Annotated in this window: 15 protein-coding genes; 4 read left to right on the top strand and 11 right to left on the bottom strand. The window is 56.7% G+C overall.

Features of this window, described 5'->3' with window-relative positions:
* Positions 1 to 32: 32 nt before the first annotated feature.
* Together ACXLHR_RS06915 and ispG are read left to right on the top strand one after the other, a co-directional pair.
* Positions 33 to 1211 (top strand): helix-turn-helix domain-containing protein, encoded by a 1179-nt coding sequence (locus tag ACXLHR_RS06915; protein ID WP_458790763.1) that lies wholly within the window; start codon positions 33 to 35, stop codon positions 1209 to 1211.
* A gap of 78 nt (positions 1212 to 1289) precedes the next feature.
* Positions 1290 to 2405, top strand: a complete 1116-nt coding sequence (gene ispG, locus ACXLHR_RS06910) for a flavodoxin-dependent (E)-4-hydroxy-3-methylbut-2-enyl-diphosphate synthase (RefSeq protein ID WP_458790762.1) — start codon at positions 1290 to 1292, stop codon at positions 2403 to 2405.
* Between the two features lie 4 nt (positions 2406 to 2409).
* On the opposite strand, the gene ACXLHR_RS06905 is transcribed toward ispG, so the two are convergent.
* The 8 genes from ACXLHR_RS06905 to ACXLHR_RS06870 all read right to left on the bottom strand — a co-directional run bounded on the left by ACXLHR_RS06905 (position 2410) and on the right by ACXLHR_RS06870 (position 9225).
* Positions 2410 to 2946 (bottom strand): cell wall hydrolase, encoded by a 537-nt coding sequence (locus ACXLHR_RS06905; protein ID WP_458790761.1) that lies wholly within the window; start codon positions 2944 to 2946, stop codon positions 2410 to 2412.
* Between the two features lie 97 nt (positions 2947 to 3043).
* Positions 3044 to 3814 (bottom strand): MBL fold metallo-hydrolase, encoded by a 771-nt coding sequence (locus tag ACXLHR_RS06900; protein WP_458790760.1) that lies wholly within the window; start codon positions 3812 to 3814, stop codon positions 3044 to 3046.
* 436 nt (positions 3815 to 4250) lie between these two features.
* Positions 4251 to 5426, bottom strand: a complete 1176-nt coding sequence (locus ACXLHR_RS06895; protein ID WP_458790759.1) for a molybdopterin molybdotransferase MoeA — start codon at positions 5424 to 5426, stop codon at positions 4251 to 4253.
* Positions 5423 to 6292, bottom strand: a complete 870-nt coding sequence (locus ACXLHR_RS06890) for a GIY-YIG nuclease family protein (protein WP_458790758.1) — start codon at positions 6290 to 6292, stop codon at positions 5423 to 5425. The genes ACXLHR_RS06895 and ACXLHR_RS06890 overlap by 4 nt, the downstream gene beginning before the upstream one ends.
* 53 nt (positions 6293 to 6345) lie before the next feature.
* On the bottom strand, positions 6346 to 6825 hold the full coding sequence (moaC, locus tag ACXLHR_RS06885) for a cyclic pyranopterin monophosphate synthase MoaC (protein ID WP_458790757.1): 480 nt from the start codon (positions 6823 to 6825) through the stop codon (positions 6346 to 6348).
* Positions 6825 to 7631 carry an indole-3-glycerol phosphate synthase TrpC gene (trpC, locus tag ACXLHR_RS06880; RefSeq protein WP_458790756.1) on the bottom strand — a complete coding sequence of 269 codons (807 nt, stop codon included), beginning with the start codon at positions 7629 to 7631 and terminating at the stop codon, positions 6825 to 6827. Before trpC ends, moaC begins: the two co-directional genes overlap by 1 nt.
* Positions 7628 to 8647 carry an anthranilate phosphoribosyltransferase gene (gene trpD, locus ACXLHR_RS06875; RefSeq protein WP_458790755.1) on the bottom strand — a complete coding sequence of 340 codons (1020 nt, stop codon included), beginning with the start codon at positions 8645 to 8647 and terminating at the stop codon, positions 7628 to 7630. Before trpD ends, trpC begins: the two co-directional genes overlap by 4 nt.
* The gene (locus ACXLHR_RS06870) at positions 8644 to 9225 is read right to left on the bottom strand and encodes an anthranilate synthase component II (RefSeq protein ID WP_458790754.1); all 582 of its coding nucleotides are present in this window, start codon (positions 9223 to 9225) and stop codon (positions 8644 to 8646) included. The genes trpD and ACXLHR_RS06870 overlap by 4 nt, the downstream gene beginning before the upstream one ends.
* A 158-nt stretch (positions 9226 to 9383) precedes the next feature.
* Here ACXLHR_RS06870 and ACXLHR_RS06865 point away from each other — a divergent pair, with 158 nt between their 5' ends.
* A complete protein-coding gene (locus tag ACXLHR_RS06865) occupies positions 9384 to 10730 on the top strand; it encodes a divergent polysaccharide deacetylase family protein (RefSeq protein WP_458790753.1) in 1347 nt (448 codons plus the stop codon).
* A gap of 63 nt (positions 10731 to 10793) precedes the next feature.
* Here ACXLHR_RS06865 and trpE read toward each other — a convergent pair whose 3' ends face one another.
* Together trpE and ACXLHR_RS06855 are read right to left on the bottom strand one after the other, a co-directional pair.
* Complete coding sequence (gene trpE / locus ACXLHR_RS06860) at positions 10794 to 12299, bottom strand: anthranilate synthase component I (protein ID WP_458790752.1); 1506 nt, start codon at positions 12297 to 12299, stop codon at positions 10794 to 10796.
* Positions 12300 to 12308: 9 nt separating this feature from the next.
* A complete protein-coding gene (locus ACXLHR_RS06855; RefSeq protein ID WP_458790751.1) occupies positions 12309 to 14147 on the bottom strand; it encodes a SurA N-terminal domain-containing protein in 1839 nt (612 codons plus the stop codon).
* Positions 14148 to 14353: 206 nt separating this feature from the next.
* Here ACXLHR_RS06855 and ACXLHR_RS06850 point away from each other — a divergent pair, with 206 nt between their 5' ends.
* Entirely contained in the window at positions 14354 to 15013 is a 660-nt protein-coding gene (locus ACXLHR_RS06850) for a hypothetical protein (protein WP_458790750.1), read from the top strand.
* Here the strand turns inward: ACXLHR_RS06850 and ACXLHR_RS06845 are convergent.
* The gene (locus ACXLHR_RS06845; RefSeq protein WP_458790749.1) at positions 15010 to 16209 is read right to left on the bottom strand and encodes an aminotransferase; all 1200 of its coding nucleotides are present in this window, start codon (positions 16207 to 16209) and stop codon (positions 15010 to 15012) included. The genes ACXLHR_RS06850 and ACXLHR_RS06845 overlap by 4 nt on opposite strands.
* Positions 16210 to 16219: the final 10 nt, after the last annotated feature.

The following is a 16219-nucleotide window of genomic DNA, read 5'->3' as shown; positions in this document are numbered from 1 at the left end:
CCCAATAAATTGAGCACCTTGCAGGAAATGATATGATCGGAAGAAGCTTCAGACGCACAAAAGCTGCTGAGGACGTCAAATCCAAGGGGTTTGACGGCTTTGATCTGCGCTTGGGCGACCTGATGCGCGGCGAGCGGGCAACAATGGGCAAAAGCCTGTTGGATGTGCAGCGCGAGTTGAAGATTAAAGCTTCCTATATTGCTGCGATTGAAAACGCCGACCCTGCGGCCTTTGATACGCCCGGATTTATTGCAGGTTATGTGCGTTCTTATGCCCGTTACCTAAGCATGGACCCCGATTGGGCGTTTGATACTTTCTGTCTAGAGAGCGGATTTGCAACGGCGCATGGCATGTCTAAAGCTGCCTCTGCCGCAAAACCTGCGCGCCATGATTTTGCAGCTAATGCAGGCAAAGATATATTTGCATCGTCTGCTACCCCGTTTATTCCCGCCGGCGAGGCGATGTTTTCGCGTATTGAGCCGGGTGCGGTTGGATCGGTGGCTGTGTTGATCGCGTTGATCGGTAGCTTGGGCTATGGCGGCTGGACTGTCTTGCAGGAAGTGCAAAAAGTGAAGTTCGCGCCTGTCGAGCAGACACCGACCATTGTGTCCGATCTGGACCCGCTGGCCAGCGCCGTGAATGCGATGGGTCAAAGCGATACGCTCGCGGCATTTGATGCGCCGTCGACCGAGGCATTAGACCGCCTGTACCGTCCCCAGGCCTTGGACGTGCCGGTTTTGATTGCCCGTGATGGTCCGATTTCGACTTTAAGCCCGAACCTTGGCACGACGACAACAGATAATTCTGTTGTGATGGCGGCGGTTGAGGCTGCGGTTACCCCCGCTGCAATTCAAGTGAACACAGGCCCCGTGCCTGAGGTGCAACTGGTTGCGGCGCGTCCTGCTTGGGTGCGGGTGCGTGCGGCTGACGGGTCGGTGATCTTTGAAGGTATTCTGGATGCAGGCGACACCTTTGCCCTACCTGCGACCGAGGAACCTGCGACATTGCGTGTGGGCGAGAGCGGCGCGGTCTACTTTGCAATGAACGGCGCACACTATGGCCCCGCGGGGCGTAATGGTACCGTCACGTCAAATTTGAACCTGTCTTCAGAGCATCTTTTGCAGACCTATGCACAGGCCGATTTGACTGCCGATCAGGGGCTTGCTGATGCGGTCAGGCTGGTGGCCGAAGTTGCGGTGACTGTCGAATAAGTGACGTCTTTGAGGTTGCTGATGCTCTAATGTCTGCATAGGTATTGGTGATCCCGTTCTTAGCCCGAGGCCAGACCTATGTCCCATAATCCTATCCGTCCGTGGCGCGATATCGCGCGTCGCAAGTCCCGCCAGATTATGGTGGGGAATGTACCTGTTGGGGGTGATGCGCCGATTACAGTGCAGACCATGACCAATACGTTAACGACGGATGTAAAGGGCACGATTGCGCAGATCCAAGCGGCTGTCGATGCGGGTGTGGATATTGTACGGGTCTCGGTGCCTGATGAGGCGTCAAGCCGCGCACTGAAACTGATCGTGCCAGAGGTATCGGTCCCGATCGTTGCGGACATTCATTTCCACTATAAGCGCGGCATCGAAGCGGCAGAGGCGGGGGCTGCGTGTTTGCGCATTAACCCTGGTAATATCGGCGACGAAAAGCGTGTGAAAGAAGTGATAAAGGCCGCGAAGGACAATAATTGCTCGATCCGTATCGGGGTGAATGCGGGGTCGCTGGAAAAGCATTTGTTGGATAAATACGGCGAGCCTTGCCCGGATGCGATGGTGGAAAGTGGTCTCGATCACATCAAGATTTTGCAAGATAATGATTTTCACGAATTCAAGATCAGCTGCAAGGCGTCTGACGTGTTTATGGCCGCTGCCGCTTATCAGCAGTTGGCCGATGCGACCGATGCGCCAATCCACCTTGGGATCACCGAAGCTGGTGGTTTGATATCAGGCACCGTTAAGTCCGCAATTGGTATGGGAAACCTGCTATGGGCGGGGATTGGCGATACAATCCGTGTGTCGCTGTCTGCGGACCCCGTCGAAGAGGTGAAGATGGGTTTCGAGATCTTGAAATCTCTGGGTCTGCGCCATCGTGGTGTGAATATCATTTCCTGCCCGTCATGTGCCCGTCAGGGGTTTGACGTGATTAAAACCGTTGAGGCGCTTGAAAAGCGCTTGGAGCATATCAAAACGCCGATGAGCCTGTCGATTATCGGCTGTGTGGTGAATGGTCCGGGCGAAGCGTTGATGACGGACGTAGGCTTCACCGGCGGCGGCGCTGGGTCGGGTATGGTTTATTTGGCCGGCAAGCAAAGCCATAAGCTGGGTAACGAAGGCATGATCGAGCATATTGTAGAGCAAGTCGAGACCCGTGCCGCTGCAATTGAGGCAGCACGCGAAGTGTGATGGCCTAAGAACCTCCCGTAATCCCTTCAATGGGCGCGGGAGGTGAGGATTGCGTCACAAGGTTGCTTTTGCGCTTTTCATAAAATGCGTTTCCGCCAGCGGTTAGGACATAGTGCATATTGTCATAGGGAAAGCTGTGACCCGCTTGGTGGAAAAACATGGCGCGGGTGACAAAAGGGTGACGCTCGCCGCGCAACAGCGCGGTGGCGGCTTCGGTTGCAAGCGGGCGGCCGCTGTGTTCCATCGATTTCGACATCACGCCAGGCGCGAATTGATTGTTTTGCCCGACGACGCCGCAGATCGAGTTGGGGAATTGCACCGAGTGAACGCGGTTCATCACAACGCTGCCGACTGCGATCATACCGTCACGGCTAGATCGGTTCGATTCAAAATAGACGACACGTTCCATGCAAGCGAGTTCGCTGCCTGATACCCGCTGTGTGGCGCTGTCCTGCCGCTTGAGCATCGCGCACCCGGAAAGAGAGAAAAGTGCAGCGCATAGGATGACTGTTATTTGCGGGCGGAATTTCAGCTGTGTCATTGGTGTCCTGCATGTAGGTATCAAGGATATGCAGAACATAACGCATTTTGTCCGGAGGGCATCGCACAAAATTGCGCGATGCCGATGTTTTTGGCGGTTAAGCGCCGTACCAATCGCCGAACTTTACCTCTGTGGCACCTTCAAGCAGGTCCGCGAATTCTGCGGGGTCTTGGGTACCATCATCGCGCCCTTGGTAGTGGTAAGGGTAGACGTAGGTAGGGGCAAATGCCGTGACTGCTTCTGCCGCGGCCTGTGCGTTCATGGTGAAGGGCAGGTTCATGCAGACAAAGGCCACGTCGATATCGGTTAGCGCGCGCATTTCTGGGGTCCCTTTGGTATCGCCCGAGATGTAGATGCGTAGCCCGTCGATCGACAAAACATAGCCATTATCACGACCTTGCGGGTGGAAGTTCATCCGGTCTTCGGTCGTGTTATAAGCAGGGATCGCGTCGATGTTGATCGCTTCCCACTCTGAGCTCTCGCCATTTGCGATGGCGCTTGCTTTTGCCTTAAGTGGCTCTGGCAACATCGCGAGAACCGCAGGGTTAGCGATAATTGTCGCGGTGTCCGACATCAGCGCATCAAGTGTGTCGGCATCGTAGTGGTCGCCATGTTCATGGGTGATCAGAAACAGATCGGCATTAGGAAAATCGGCATAAAGCGCGGGGCCGCCGACCGGATCGACGTAGATCACGCCTGCGGGGGTTTCCAGAATGAAAGTCGCATGGGCAACCGGATGCACGGTGACAGTACCATTCGCAGTGGGATAGCTGTCAGCGGCATGGCCCTCAGCGGTCGCGGTAAACGGGATGAGCGTGATAGTCCCGAGCGCGGCGGTGGTGGACAGGAATTGGCGGCGTGATTGCATTGTCGATCTCCTTTAAATTATCTTTATGAACGAACTAATACGAATGCTGTGCAAGTCACGTGATTATCGATTTTTCGTCCGTATGCTGTTTGTTTTAGTGTTTTTCTGTCGAAAGCATCTTGAGGTTATGTTGCCGCTTGTGGCTTTAAGAGAAATCACAGCAGTTGCACCGTAGGCGGTGCGGTCTTGCAAAGCGAACCTCTATCAAACCGCTTGTCCCCAATCGACAGATGGCCTGATGCTGCGCCCCCGTTAACGCTGGTCGCCATCCAACGAACCTACATAATTCCGCTATCAATAAGAGCATATTGCAGGTCGGGGTCGCTTCCTTAGCCTTGAAAAGACGTTCGTATATGCCGGACCTTTTCCTACCGAATATCTACCGCTCTTCACGTAATCCCCGATAAGAGGTTACACCCACGAATAATAATGAACACTAAGATAGGCGAATAAATTCCAGACGGTCGCCCGGCGCACGCGCGCCATCATGCGGCGGCTGAACAGCAAGGCAGTTGGCCTGCGCCAGATCCGTCAGCAACGCGCTGTCCTGCCGCTCGAAAACATGTAGCCCGTCTGCGTCGATTCTTGCACGCATATAGTGTTCGCGCGGCCCGTTTTTGCCAAGGGAACTGCGCAGGATGGCAGTCTCGCGCAGAGCGGGCATTGCTGCGTGCCCCAACATTTTACGTAGCATTGGTAACATAAAGATATGCCCGCAAACCATTGCAGACACAGGGTTTCCAGGTAATCCTATCATTGGCGTACCATCTAGTGTTCCTGCCATCAGCGGCTTGCCTGGCCGCATCGCGACCTTGTAAAACGCGCGGTTCATGCCGCGTGAAAGGGCCGCTTGACCGACCAGATCATGATCGCCCTCAGACGCACCACCAATGGTCACAATCAGGTCGGCGCTTGCTGCCAGATCAAACACAAGCTCAAGCGCGCTGAGGTTATCGCGCGCAATGGGCAACATGCGCGCATGACCGCCATGAGCCTCGACAAGCGCGGCTAAACCATAGCTGTTGGAGGCGATAATCTGGTCTGCGTTTGGCACCTCGCCAGGCTGCACCAACTCGTCGCCCGTTGCGATGATTGCGACCACAGGTTTGCGCGCCACTGGAACGTGAGCGATGTTCATAGCGGCCAACAGCGCCACGTCAGAGGGGGTCAGTAATCGCGGAGCGGTGATGGTGTCGCCCTCTTTGAAATCGGCACCAGCAGGGCGCACGTAACCGGCGGTGTCAAAAATGGCATTAAGAGTGATTGTGTTGCCGTTGCGGGTCACATCCTCTTGGATAATCACGCGGTTTGCCCCGCTTGGCAGGGGTGCGCCCGTGAAAATACGCGCGGCTTGGCCAGAAGTGACCCTGCCATCAAAGGCGTGGCCAGCGGCGGCTTCACCGATGACCGTAAACCGCGCGTTCGGGGCCACGTCAGCATTTTGCACAGCATATCCGTCCATCGCCGACGCCGCAAAGGGCGGCTGATCGCGTGTAGCTGCGACATCACGAGCGAGGGTGCGGTTTGCCGCAAGGCGCAGCGGAACGGTTCCGACGTCTAGCGAGGAGACGAGGTTGAAAAGATGAGCGAGGGCGTCAGCACTGGTGATCATGGCGTTTTGCCTGATGTAGTGAGTTTTCGAGCGATCCACGTCTCATATGTTTCTTGCGTATCGTGTCGTACCCAATCTTTCTTACCGTTTGCAGTGCGGCCTCTTATGATTGCCGCAGCCGCTGATGGGCTATTGAAAGCATAGTCGGTCGAGAAAGTTGCGTGTTCGCCCTTCACTGTCAAAACTTCACTGTCTAGCAAGGACAGAAACAGGTTTGCGTAACTGTGAGTGGGGTCTGCACGCCAGTGAGTATGTGCTTTTGATCCAGCCTGCACGATGGTTTTCCCATCTAGCATTAGCGCCGTTGCTTTGACTCCAAGCTTAGGAATGGACATTTCAAAAAGCGTTCCGATACGATCGTTCGGTGCTATTTGGCGGGGTAAGGTTACAGCAGGTGGTACTTGTCGCGACTTGAGTGGTTTGTCCATAAATATGTCAATACGGATCGCAGGCAGAGCCATGAACAATGTGTCAATAAAGCCCTCCATATTCATGCGGTCGGCTTCGGAAAGTCGGCTGCGCGGCGGGGTGTTGTTATTATTAAGCGTCACTGATGATACCTGACGCGCAATTTCGACGAGGCGGGCTTCAAGGTACTTTATGTGCGCTTTGTGCAAGTTGTTGTTGATAGATGTAATCAAGACAGCCGTATCCCACCATGGTTTGGTCTCGGAGTCATGCTGTCCTAGTCGTTTGCCTAACTCTTCTGACTCGCCAATATACGCCGTTTGTTGGCCGTCTAGCTCCCCCATGAGAATATAAACGCCAGTGTGCGATGCTTCGGTGCGTGCTAAAGCTTGTTTGATTTGGCCGCGAGGCGTGCGCAAGATATGGCCGGACCAATTTGGCATCAATGCGGTTAACATGCCGTCGGGGCGGCCGTCGATGAAGAATAGCTCCAGTGACCGGCCCGTGTTGCTCATGTCGTCTCGAACCGTCCAGATTTGCCGCCGTCCTTTAATGTGACCCGTATGCCGCTGATTTCCATGTCTTTTTGCACGGCTTTCACCATGTCATGCACGGTCAGGGCGGCGATGGAGACGGCGGTAAGAGCTTCCATCTCGACGCCGGTTTGGCCAGTGGTTTTTACGGTCGCAGTGATCCGCACGCCAGGCAAGTCGGGGTCGGGGGTCAGGTCCACGGTCACTTTGGTAATCGGCAGCGGATGGCAGAGCGGAATGAGATCGGCGGTTTTCTTGGCGCCCATGATACCTGCAAGCCGTGCGATCCCTAGCACGTCGCCCTTGGATGCGCGCCCTTCGGTCACCAGCGCCAAGGTGGCGGATGTCATGGTGATATGCCCTTGTGCCACAGCGATGCGCGACGTCACGGGTTTGTCCGAGACATCGACCATATGCGCCTGACCAGCGGCATCAAAATGCGAGAGTTTATCCGTCATTACAACCCGCCCGAGGTCAGCGGATTGGCAAGCAGGCTGCGTGTGGCCGTGGTCAGATCCGCCTCGCGCATCAGGCTTTCGCCGATCAGAAATGTGCGCGCGCCGTAGCGGGCCATATCGGCTAGGTCGGCGGGGGTGGACAGCCCGCTTTCGCACACGATCAAACGATCTGCGGGCACGAGACGCGATAAGGTGCGGGTCGTATCCAGCGTTGTCTCGAAAGTTTTGAGGTTACGGTTGTTGATGCCCATCAGCGGCGATTTGAGCAGACAGGCGCGTTCCAATTCGGGTGCATCGTGCACTTCAAGCAACACGTCCATGCCCCATGCGAATGCGCAGGCTTCTAGCTCTTGGGCTTGCGTGTCACTGACCGAGGCAAGGATGATCAGGATGCAGTCTGCGCCTAACGCGCGGGCCTCGGCGACTTGGTAGGTGTCATACATGAAATCCTTGCGCAGGGCGGGCAGGGATGTGGCCGCGCGGGCGGCGACCAGATAGCTGTCGTCGCCCTGGAAAGATGGACCATCGGTCAGCACGGACAGGCAAGTGGCCCCGCCGTCTTCGTAAGCTTTGGCAAGGACGGGCGGATCAAAGTCAGCGCGGATAAGGCCTTTGGAAGGGCTGGCTTTTTTCACTTCGGCGATCAAACCGTAGCCTGTGCGCGATGCCTTTTGCAAGCTGTCGGCAAAGCCACGCGTAGGGGATGCTTCGCGCGCACGCGCCTCGATTTGTGCCAACGGTGCAGCCAATTTGCTAGCGGCGATGTCTTCAAGCTTATAGGCTTTGATTTTGTCGAGTACGTTCATGAACTGCCCTGTGTGATTTTTGCGAGTGTGGCCAGTGCTTTAGACGCTGCTCCACTATCTATGCTTTGTTTTGCGATTTCAACGCCATGCGGCAGATTTTCGGCCCGACCAGCGATCAACAACGCGGCGGCGGCATTCAGCAGAACTGCGTCGCGATACGCGCCCTGAACGCCGTTCAATACGCCTTTCAAGGCTTCTGCGTTCTGTTCCGGCGTTCCACCAACGATCGCGCTGAAAGGATGGGTTGGCAGCCCCGCGTCCTCGGGCGTGATCTCGAATTCAGTCACTGCGCCATCTTTGATTTGTGCGACCCATGACACGCCAGTGATCGTTAATTCATCCGTGCCGTCAGAGCCATGCACCAGCCACGCAGAGGTGGTGCCAAGCTGCAATAACGTGTCGGCCATAGGCCGGATCAAATCGCGGCTGAACGCCCCTGTCAGTTGCATTTTTACGCCTGCAGGATTGGTCAGTGGCCCCAATATATTAAATATCGTGCGGGTGCCAAGCTCTGTGCGCGCGGGCATTACATGTTTGATCGCGGGATGGTGCATGGGCGCCATCATAAAGCCGATACCAGCCTCGTGAATTGCCCGTTCCACGACCTCGGGGCCGACCATCACGTTGATGCCCATCTGCCCCTGCACGTCAGCAGTGCCGGATTTAGACGACAGGTTGCGGTTGCCGTGTTTAGCCACGGTTACACCCGCGCCAGCAACGACAAATGCAGTCGCGGTTGAAATGTTCAGCGTGTGCTTGCCATCGCCGCCTGTGCCCACGATATCCATCGCATCGGCGGGCGCTTTGACGGGCAGGCACTTTGCGCGCATGACTTTTGCCGCCGCTGTGTATTCATCCACGGTTTCGCCGCGTGTGCGCAGCGCCATGAGAAAACCGCCGATCTGGGCAGGCGTGGCGTCACCGTTGAATAAAATCTCAAACGCGGTTTCGGCCTGCGTTGGTGTCAAAGGGCCGTTTGCGGCGGCGTCAATCAAGGGCTTTATTGCGTCACTCATGCGGCTACCTTCAGCAAATCAGTGAAGTTTTGCAAAAGCTTATGGCCGTGTTCCGACGCGATGCTTTCGGGGTGAAATTGCACACCGTGGATCGGCAGGGTTTTATGTTGCAACCCCATGATGATCCCGTTGTCCAACTCTGCTGTGATCTCAAGACAGTCGGGCAGGGTGTCACGGTCAACGATCAGCGAGTGGTAGCGGGTGGCCTGAAACGGGTTGGGAAGGTCGCGGAATAACCCTTTACCGGTATGGTGCATCGTACCCATTTTGCCGTGCACAATCTCATCTGCGCGGACTACTTTACCACCAAAGGCCTCGCCGATGGTTTGATGCCCCAAGCAAACGCCGATCAATGGTGTTTTGGTCTCGGCGGCAGCGGCCGTCAGTGCCAGACAAATCCCCGCCTGCGCCGGATCACAAGGGCCAGGCGAAAGCATTATGCCCGCAGGGTTCATCGCCATTGCTTCTTGCACGTCAATGGCGTCGTTACGCCGCACGATCACCTCGGTCCCAAGTTCGCCAAGGTAATGCACCAGATTATATGTGAAACTGTCATAGTTATCGATGAGTAGCAGCATGTTGTCGCCTAGCAGGATCAATTAGGGGCTACCGATCCCTTGCGCGGTCACGGTATAGTGGAACCTACATGGGCCTCAGAATGGGGGGGCGTCAAGGTCGCTTGGCGCAAAGACAGGAAAATCAGCGCAAAGATAGCGTAAAGATAAAGGGGCGTTTTGTGTTAAAAGGGGTATTTTCGGGCGTAATCTGGGGTTTGGCGGTGGGCGGCGCTGTTTTGACCACTGCGTCATTGGTCACCGAGCTGCCAGCGGGGAATAAACCACCGGTGCCTCCGCAGGTAACAGCACCGCAAGAGACGCAAGCCCCGCAAGAAACCCGCGATGATGCGTCGCGCACAACCGCCGATGCCGCTGTGGTTGCCGAGCAGGCGCCGCGCGCTTTGGCACCGCAGTTGGAAATAACCCAACCTGTGGCTGATGTGGAACCGGCGGCGGTGCCCGAGGCAATAGACGTCTCTGATGACATGATCGCACCAGAGCTCGTTGAAACTACACCAGAAGTTTCGTCTGCGGATGAGGCTCCGGTCTTGCCGAACCCCCAATCCATCGCCCCTCAGATCCCGAGGGTCGAACAAGATTTGACCATCTCGACCCAACCTGCACCTGTGCCGGCACCGGTAATTGTTGAAGACGACGCAGCGGCATCAACCGTTGATATTGCAGTGCCGCAGCCAACTGTGACTGAAGAAATTGCAGTGGCTGTGCCAGAGATGATTGTGGGCGATCCGGTATCGAATATGCCTGGGGGTGATTCCTCGGTGAAGGTCAATCGTAGTGTGACAGATCCTGTGGCTGACGCGCCCCAAGAGGCGGTTGAAGCGGATGAAAATGATGCGCCAGCCTTGGTGAAATTCGGCTCGCCGTTTGAAAATACAGAAGCCAAGCCGTTGTTATCGGTAGTTTTAATTGACGATGGGTCGATGGGAGGGGCGGTGCCTGCGCTGACGGCTTTGCCTTTTCCTGTGACTGTTATTTTGGATCCTTCGGGTGTCGATGCGCCAGCTAAGATGGCGGAATATCGCGCTGCGGGGATTGAGGTCGGTGTTCTGGCGGCCTTGCCGAGTGGTGCGACCGCGGCCAATGTCGAGGTTGCGTTCGAGGCCACATTCAATGCGTTTTCCGAAACGGTTTTGATGCTGGATGCAGGCACGGGCGGTTTGCCAAATGACCGCGCAGTGACAGATCAGGCGATGGCGTTTCTGTCTGATGCAGGTCGGGGGTTTATCAGCGTTTCCAAAGGGTTGAATAACTCTTTGCGGGCGGCAGAGAGTGCGGAAGTGCCTGCAACCGTGATCTACCGAGACCTCGATTCCGAAGGTCAGGACGCACGCGTGATCCGCCGTTTTCTGGATCAAGCGGCGTTTAAAGCGCGGCAGGAAAGTGGTGTGGTTTTGCTGGCCCGTGTGCGTCCGGATACGATTTCGGCGCTGATCCTGTGGGGGACGGCAAACCGTGCGGGGCAAGTGGTTTTGGCACCGGCCTCTGCGGTGTTATTGGCCCAATAACACCGTCTTTTTCACGTCTTCTTTGCGTCTTGCCTAAGTCTTCCATTTTGGAAGGCTTAGGACCTAGCTGTTACCCGACCTGAACATCGCTGCGTCTGCGGCGGCTTTGCGGATCGCATTGGATTTATGCACGGTCTCTTGGTATTCGGCTTCGGGGTCGCTGTCGTAGACCACGCCGCCGCCTGCCTGAATATATAATTTTTCGTCCTTCAGGACCGCGGTGCGCAGGGCGATGCACATGTCCATGTCGCCGTTGGCCGAGAAATAACCGCAGCCGCCGCCGTAGACGCCGCGTTTTTCAGGTTCTAATTCGTCAATGATTTCCATCGCGCGCACTTTAGGCGCACCCGACACGGTGCCAGCTGGCATGCCCGCAAAAAATGCCGAAAGCGCGTCTTGGTCGTCGGCGAGTTCACCAACCACGTTGGACACGATATGCATGACGTGTGAATAGCGCTCGACGATGAATTGCTCGGTCGGTTTCACGGTGCCGACTTTGCAGACTTTGCCGGTATCATTGCGGCCCAGATCCAGCAGCATCAGGTGTTCGGCCAGTTCTTTTTTATCGGCCATCAGGTCCAGCTCGAACGCCTTGTCTTGCGCTGGTGTTGCACCACGTGGGCGGGTGCCTGCGATGGGGCGTATCGTCACTTCTTTGCCAAAAACCCGCACAAGGATTTCGGGACTCGCGCCGATGACTTGGAAGCCACCAAAGTTAAAGAAGAACATGAAAGGTGACGGGTTGGTGCGCCGTAAGCTTCGGTAAAGCGAGAAGGGCGGATCGACAAAGTCTTGGGTCCAGCGTTGCGACGGCACGACTTGAAAGATGTCGCCTGCGCGAATGTAGTCTTTGGCGGTCTCTACAGCGGCAAGGTAGGCTGCGTGGCTGAAGTTCGAGACCGGCGCTGCGACGTCTGCTGCGTCTGCAAGGGTGCGATTGGCGGGCAGGTCGCGGTCCAAAGCGTGCGTGGCATTCATGACCCGTTCACCGGCCTGAGCATAAGCGGCTTTGGCGGACAGGCCCGCGTTGACCCAAGCGGGGGCCACAAGGATAACGTCGCCTTTGACCCCGTCCAAAACCGCCACCACGGAGGGGCGCAGCATCATCGCATCGGGCAGGCCCAACGGATCGGGGTTCACATTTGGAAGGTGTTCCACCAGCCGGATCATGTCGTAGCCCAAGTAGCCGAACAGGCCCGCAGCCGCAGCAGGCAGATCGGCGGGTAGGTTGATTTTGCTCTCGGCGATCAACGCGCGCAGGGCTGTCAGCGGATCATCATCGCAGGGTGTGAAGCTGCCTTCGTCAAACCGCGCGTTGCGGTTGACGCGGCTGGTCGTGCCGCGACACTCCCAGATCAGATCGGGGTTCATCCCCACAATGGAATAGCGTCCGCGCACGTCGCCGCCCGTCACTGATTCCAGCATAAAGGCGTTTTTACCTGCGCCGGAAAGTTTCAGCATCAACGATACCGGCGTGTCCATATCGGCAGCAAGGCGGGCATAGACGATCTGGTTTTCGCCCGCGTCATAGCCGCGTGCGAAAGTTTCGAAGTCGGGAAGCAAAGCCATGTGAAACGCCTATTGGAGTTGGGCGTTCACGGCATTCACCGCAGCCTGATTGAGTGTCACATCAGTTCTGTTTTGCACAGCGTTTGCAAAGGCTTCAAAGATGTCTTGACTAATTCCTGCCGCAGCTTGGTCGGCGGCCGCCTGTTTTTGTGCGGCGGTTTGCGGGTCACTTTCATCAGGGGCTGCAATGTCGTTCAGCCGCACGATAATCGCCGTTGTGCCGTTATCGATGACCGCCACGTCGCCGATTTCCATCTCGAATACATCGGTGATGAAAGTGGGTGGAGTGTCGTTGATAAAGCTACGCCGCGTCGCCGCAGGATCGGTTGTGCTGGTTAATCCGAGCGTTTCAAATCCTGTAAGCGGCTGGATGGTTTCGGCAATCTCGCTTGCCTGTGCCAGCAGTGCGGCTTGGTAGGCTTGTGCCACCCACGCGCTGTCCACGGCGTCGCGCACTGTTTCCAGCGGTTTCACCGCAGGGGGCGCGATAGCGTCGATCCGCAGGGCGAAAATCCCGCCGTCGTTCATGTCTAGCAAGGTCGGATAGGCGTCCTGCGTAGCGCTGGCGGCGGCGGTGCGGAATTCCTCGTAGGCGGCGATGCCGTCTTGGGTTTCGGTATCCCACGTGATTGTGCCCAGTTCCATGTCCGACTGTTCTGCGAGGTCTTCGAGTTTCGCACCACCCGCCAACAGGTCGTTGATACGGTCGCGACCGTCGTCAATGATCCGGCGCGCACGTGCGGCGCTGAGTTCGGCGCCGAGATCTTCTTGTGCATCTTCAAAGCTCACGGTTTGCGCGTTCAGAACGGCGTTCACGCGGAACAGAGCCGGTCCAAGCGGTGTGTTGAACGGGCCAACCACCTCGCCAGTGGTCGCATTAAACACTGCTTCGCCAGCGGCCCCTAGGTCTTCGATAGCGACGTCGCCCATATCCACGTCAGTAAGTTCCAGCCCGCGTTCTGTGACCAATGCCTCGAAGTCGAGGGTTTCGCCAAGCGACGCTTTGGCAGTGGTGGCGGCGGCCTCGTCGACATAAACCAGCCGTTCGACCAAGCGCCGTTCTGGTTGCACAAACTCTGTGATCCGCTCGTTATAAAGATCACGCAGGGCGTTTTCGTCGATCTCGATTTGGTCGACGATCATGTCGGGCGCAAGCCATGCGTAGGTGATTTCAAAAGCTTCAAGCGAGGTGAAGGCGTCAGGGTTGGCGTCGTAATAGGCTTGCAAATCGTCCTCGGTGGCCCCTGCGACGGGTGTGGTCAGGTCGTCGGCGGTCAGCGTGGCGAAGGTGATGCTGCGGGCTTCACCGATGAATTGCGACAGCGCGGCCGCGTAAGGCGTGGGTGACGGCACGCCGCTGACGACAGCGCCTTGCAGCATTGTGCGTGCGATTTCTTCGCGGATTGAGGTTTCAAATTGAGCCTCAGAGAGGCCGGATTGTTGTAGTGTAAAGCGGTAGGCTTCGCGGTCGAAATCGCCGCTGATACCGGCAAAGGCAGGAACGCGCAGGACTTCTTCGCGCACGCGTTCGTCGCCAACAGAAATACCCAATTCTGCGGCCTCGTTGTCGAGCGTGCGCTCGGTGATGATTTGTGCAAGCACCGCCTGATCAATGCCTATGGCTTGGGCTTCTTGAAAGCCGATGGGCGAGCCTGTTTGTGCCGAGAACGCCTGAATTTGTTCGCGAATGCCGCTTTGGTATTGTGCGACGGATATGTCTTTCGAGCCGACTGAGCCGATGTTGCGGATATTGCCGCCAAGTCCGCCGGTCCCGAAGCCCAAGAGGCCCACGGTCAGCAGACCCATGATGATCCAGAGGAAATAACGGTTTTTACTTTTGGTCGCCATGTTTTGGTGCCTTCTTCGCGTAAATCTGTGCCACGTGGGTGCTCGCAAATGGATAGGGCGCAATGCGGTGGGGTGCAAGGGCGCAGACATGTGCATTTTCATGCGATTGGCCGTGTTTTGGCGCGGCGAAACTCTGCTTGTGGTGATTTACGGGATTTTGTTCGGGAAGGTGACGGCTTAGACTGCGGGAAAAATAGGAATTTGGCATGATATCCCGAAGTGCGCTGAGACAAACCTTGATTGCTGCTTTCATTTTGACAGGGGCGGTGGCGCGCGCGGATAGCTTTTCGGTGAACCTTGGCGGGCGGGTGCTTGGCGTATTGGCCTATGACGTGCAAGGCGCTGTGGCGGCGATGAGCTCGACATTGGATAACACACCGCTGGGCGTCTTTAACGGCACGTTTCAAGGGCAATCAACGGCGGGACAATTTCGCAGTCTTAGCCAGTCGTCGCGCAAAACCCGCGAGATATCTTTCCGGTCCGACGACGGCCGTGTGGTGGAGGTGAGTGTGGCCCCGCAAGACGAGCGCACCGAGCTGTCGGACCCTGCGAGTGTTCCAGCAGGTGTGATTGATCCTGTTGCAACATTGGGGCTTTTTATCGGTGCAAGCGGTTGTTCCGATGCGTTCCGGACTTACGATGGGCGGCGCGCGATATTGGTGCAACCGGTCAGCGGAACGCAAACCGATAGCGAATTAGTGTGCGAGATGAGTTACCGTGTGACCCACGGACCTGGTCATTTGTCGCCACTTTATATCAAGTCGATTTCCGTCACGCTGACCTATGATATGGCGGCAGGGCAAAGCTTGCGAGAAATGGAATTCGCTGCCGCAGGCTTTGTTCTGACGCTTGCGCGGGTGAATTAAAGGGCCGCCAGGCGATTTATCAATGTGGTGATGCCGCTGCGGTCGATATTGGCGAAGGCGATACGAAGGTGTTGAGCGCCGTCATTGATGTCTGATTGTGTGTGATCTGTGACCAATGTTTTTGATGGCATGAACATTGTTCCGGGCAGGGTCAGGATGCTGGACGTTGCGACAAGGTTTTGCGCCAGTTGTGCCGCATTTACAGCGAACGGGTGTTGCAGATAGGCGAAGTAGGCGCCGCAGCCTTTCAGTGTCCAGCCTTTGTCCGCAAGGGCGGGAAAAGCGTTTATGATCGCGCTGCGGCGATCAAGGATTTCCAAGCGTTCGCCTGCCAGCCATTCTGTCAGGTTTTGCATGCCCCAAAGGGCCGCGCGTTGGCCTATTTGGTTGGGGCAGATGGCAACAGTATCGAGAAACTTTTCGACTTCGGCGAGGCGAGAGACCGAGGCCACAATTGCGCCGACGCGGTGGCCTGTAAGCCGGTAAGCTTTTGAGAAGGAATAGAGTTGTATGAGTGTATCAGCCCAGTCGGGGTTCTGGAAAAGGGCGTGCGGGGCGCCGCTGCGGCTGTCGAAGTCACGGTAGGTTTCGTCGACGATCAGGGCGATACCGCGCTTTTGGCACAGATCGAAAAAGGCTTGCAGGGTCTCGGCGGGGTATTCGACGCCTGTCGGGTTATTGGGGCTGACGAGGCAGATTGCGCGCGTGCGTGACGTAATCAGTTTTTCCGCAGCCTGTGCATCGGGGATCATCGCTGGTCCCACATCGAGCGCCACAGTATTCACGCCGGACATATCCAGCCACATCCGGTGGTTAAAGTAGTAGGGGACGGGCAAGATAACCTCGTCACCTTCAGTGCACAGTGTGGCGATGGCGGCTGCAAAGGCCTGATTGCAGCCTGATGTAATCGCAACTTCTGATTCGGTGATGTTGCCCAAGTAGGCCGCGTTCCATTGCTGCGCTATCTCGCACCTCAGCGCAGGCAGGCCAAGCACGGCACCGTAAAGATGTGCTTCTGGATCGTTCAGCACGATGTCTGCGATCGCTTGCCGCATGACCAGCGGCGGCGGATCAACGGGGGCCGCTTGGCTGACGTTCAGCAGCGGGCGGTCGATCGGATGGGTGACCCCCTCAAGCCAACGCCGTGCTTCCATGACTGGGGGTGCAAAGGTTGCGAGGGTGCGTGTGAGGGTCATGATGGCTCCT

It is taken from the genome of Yoonia sp. MH D7 (assembly GCF_054439475.1).
This window is presented reverse-complemented; position numbering and strand designations above follow the sequence as displayed.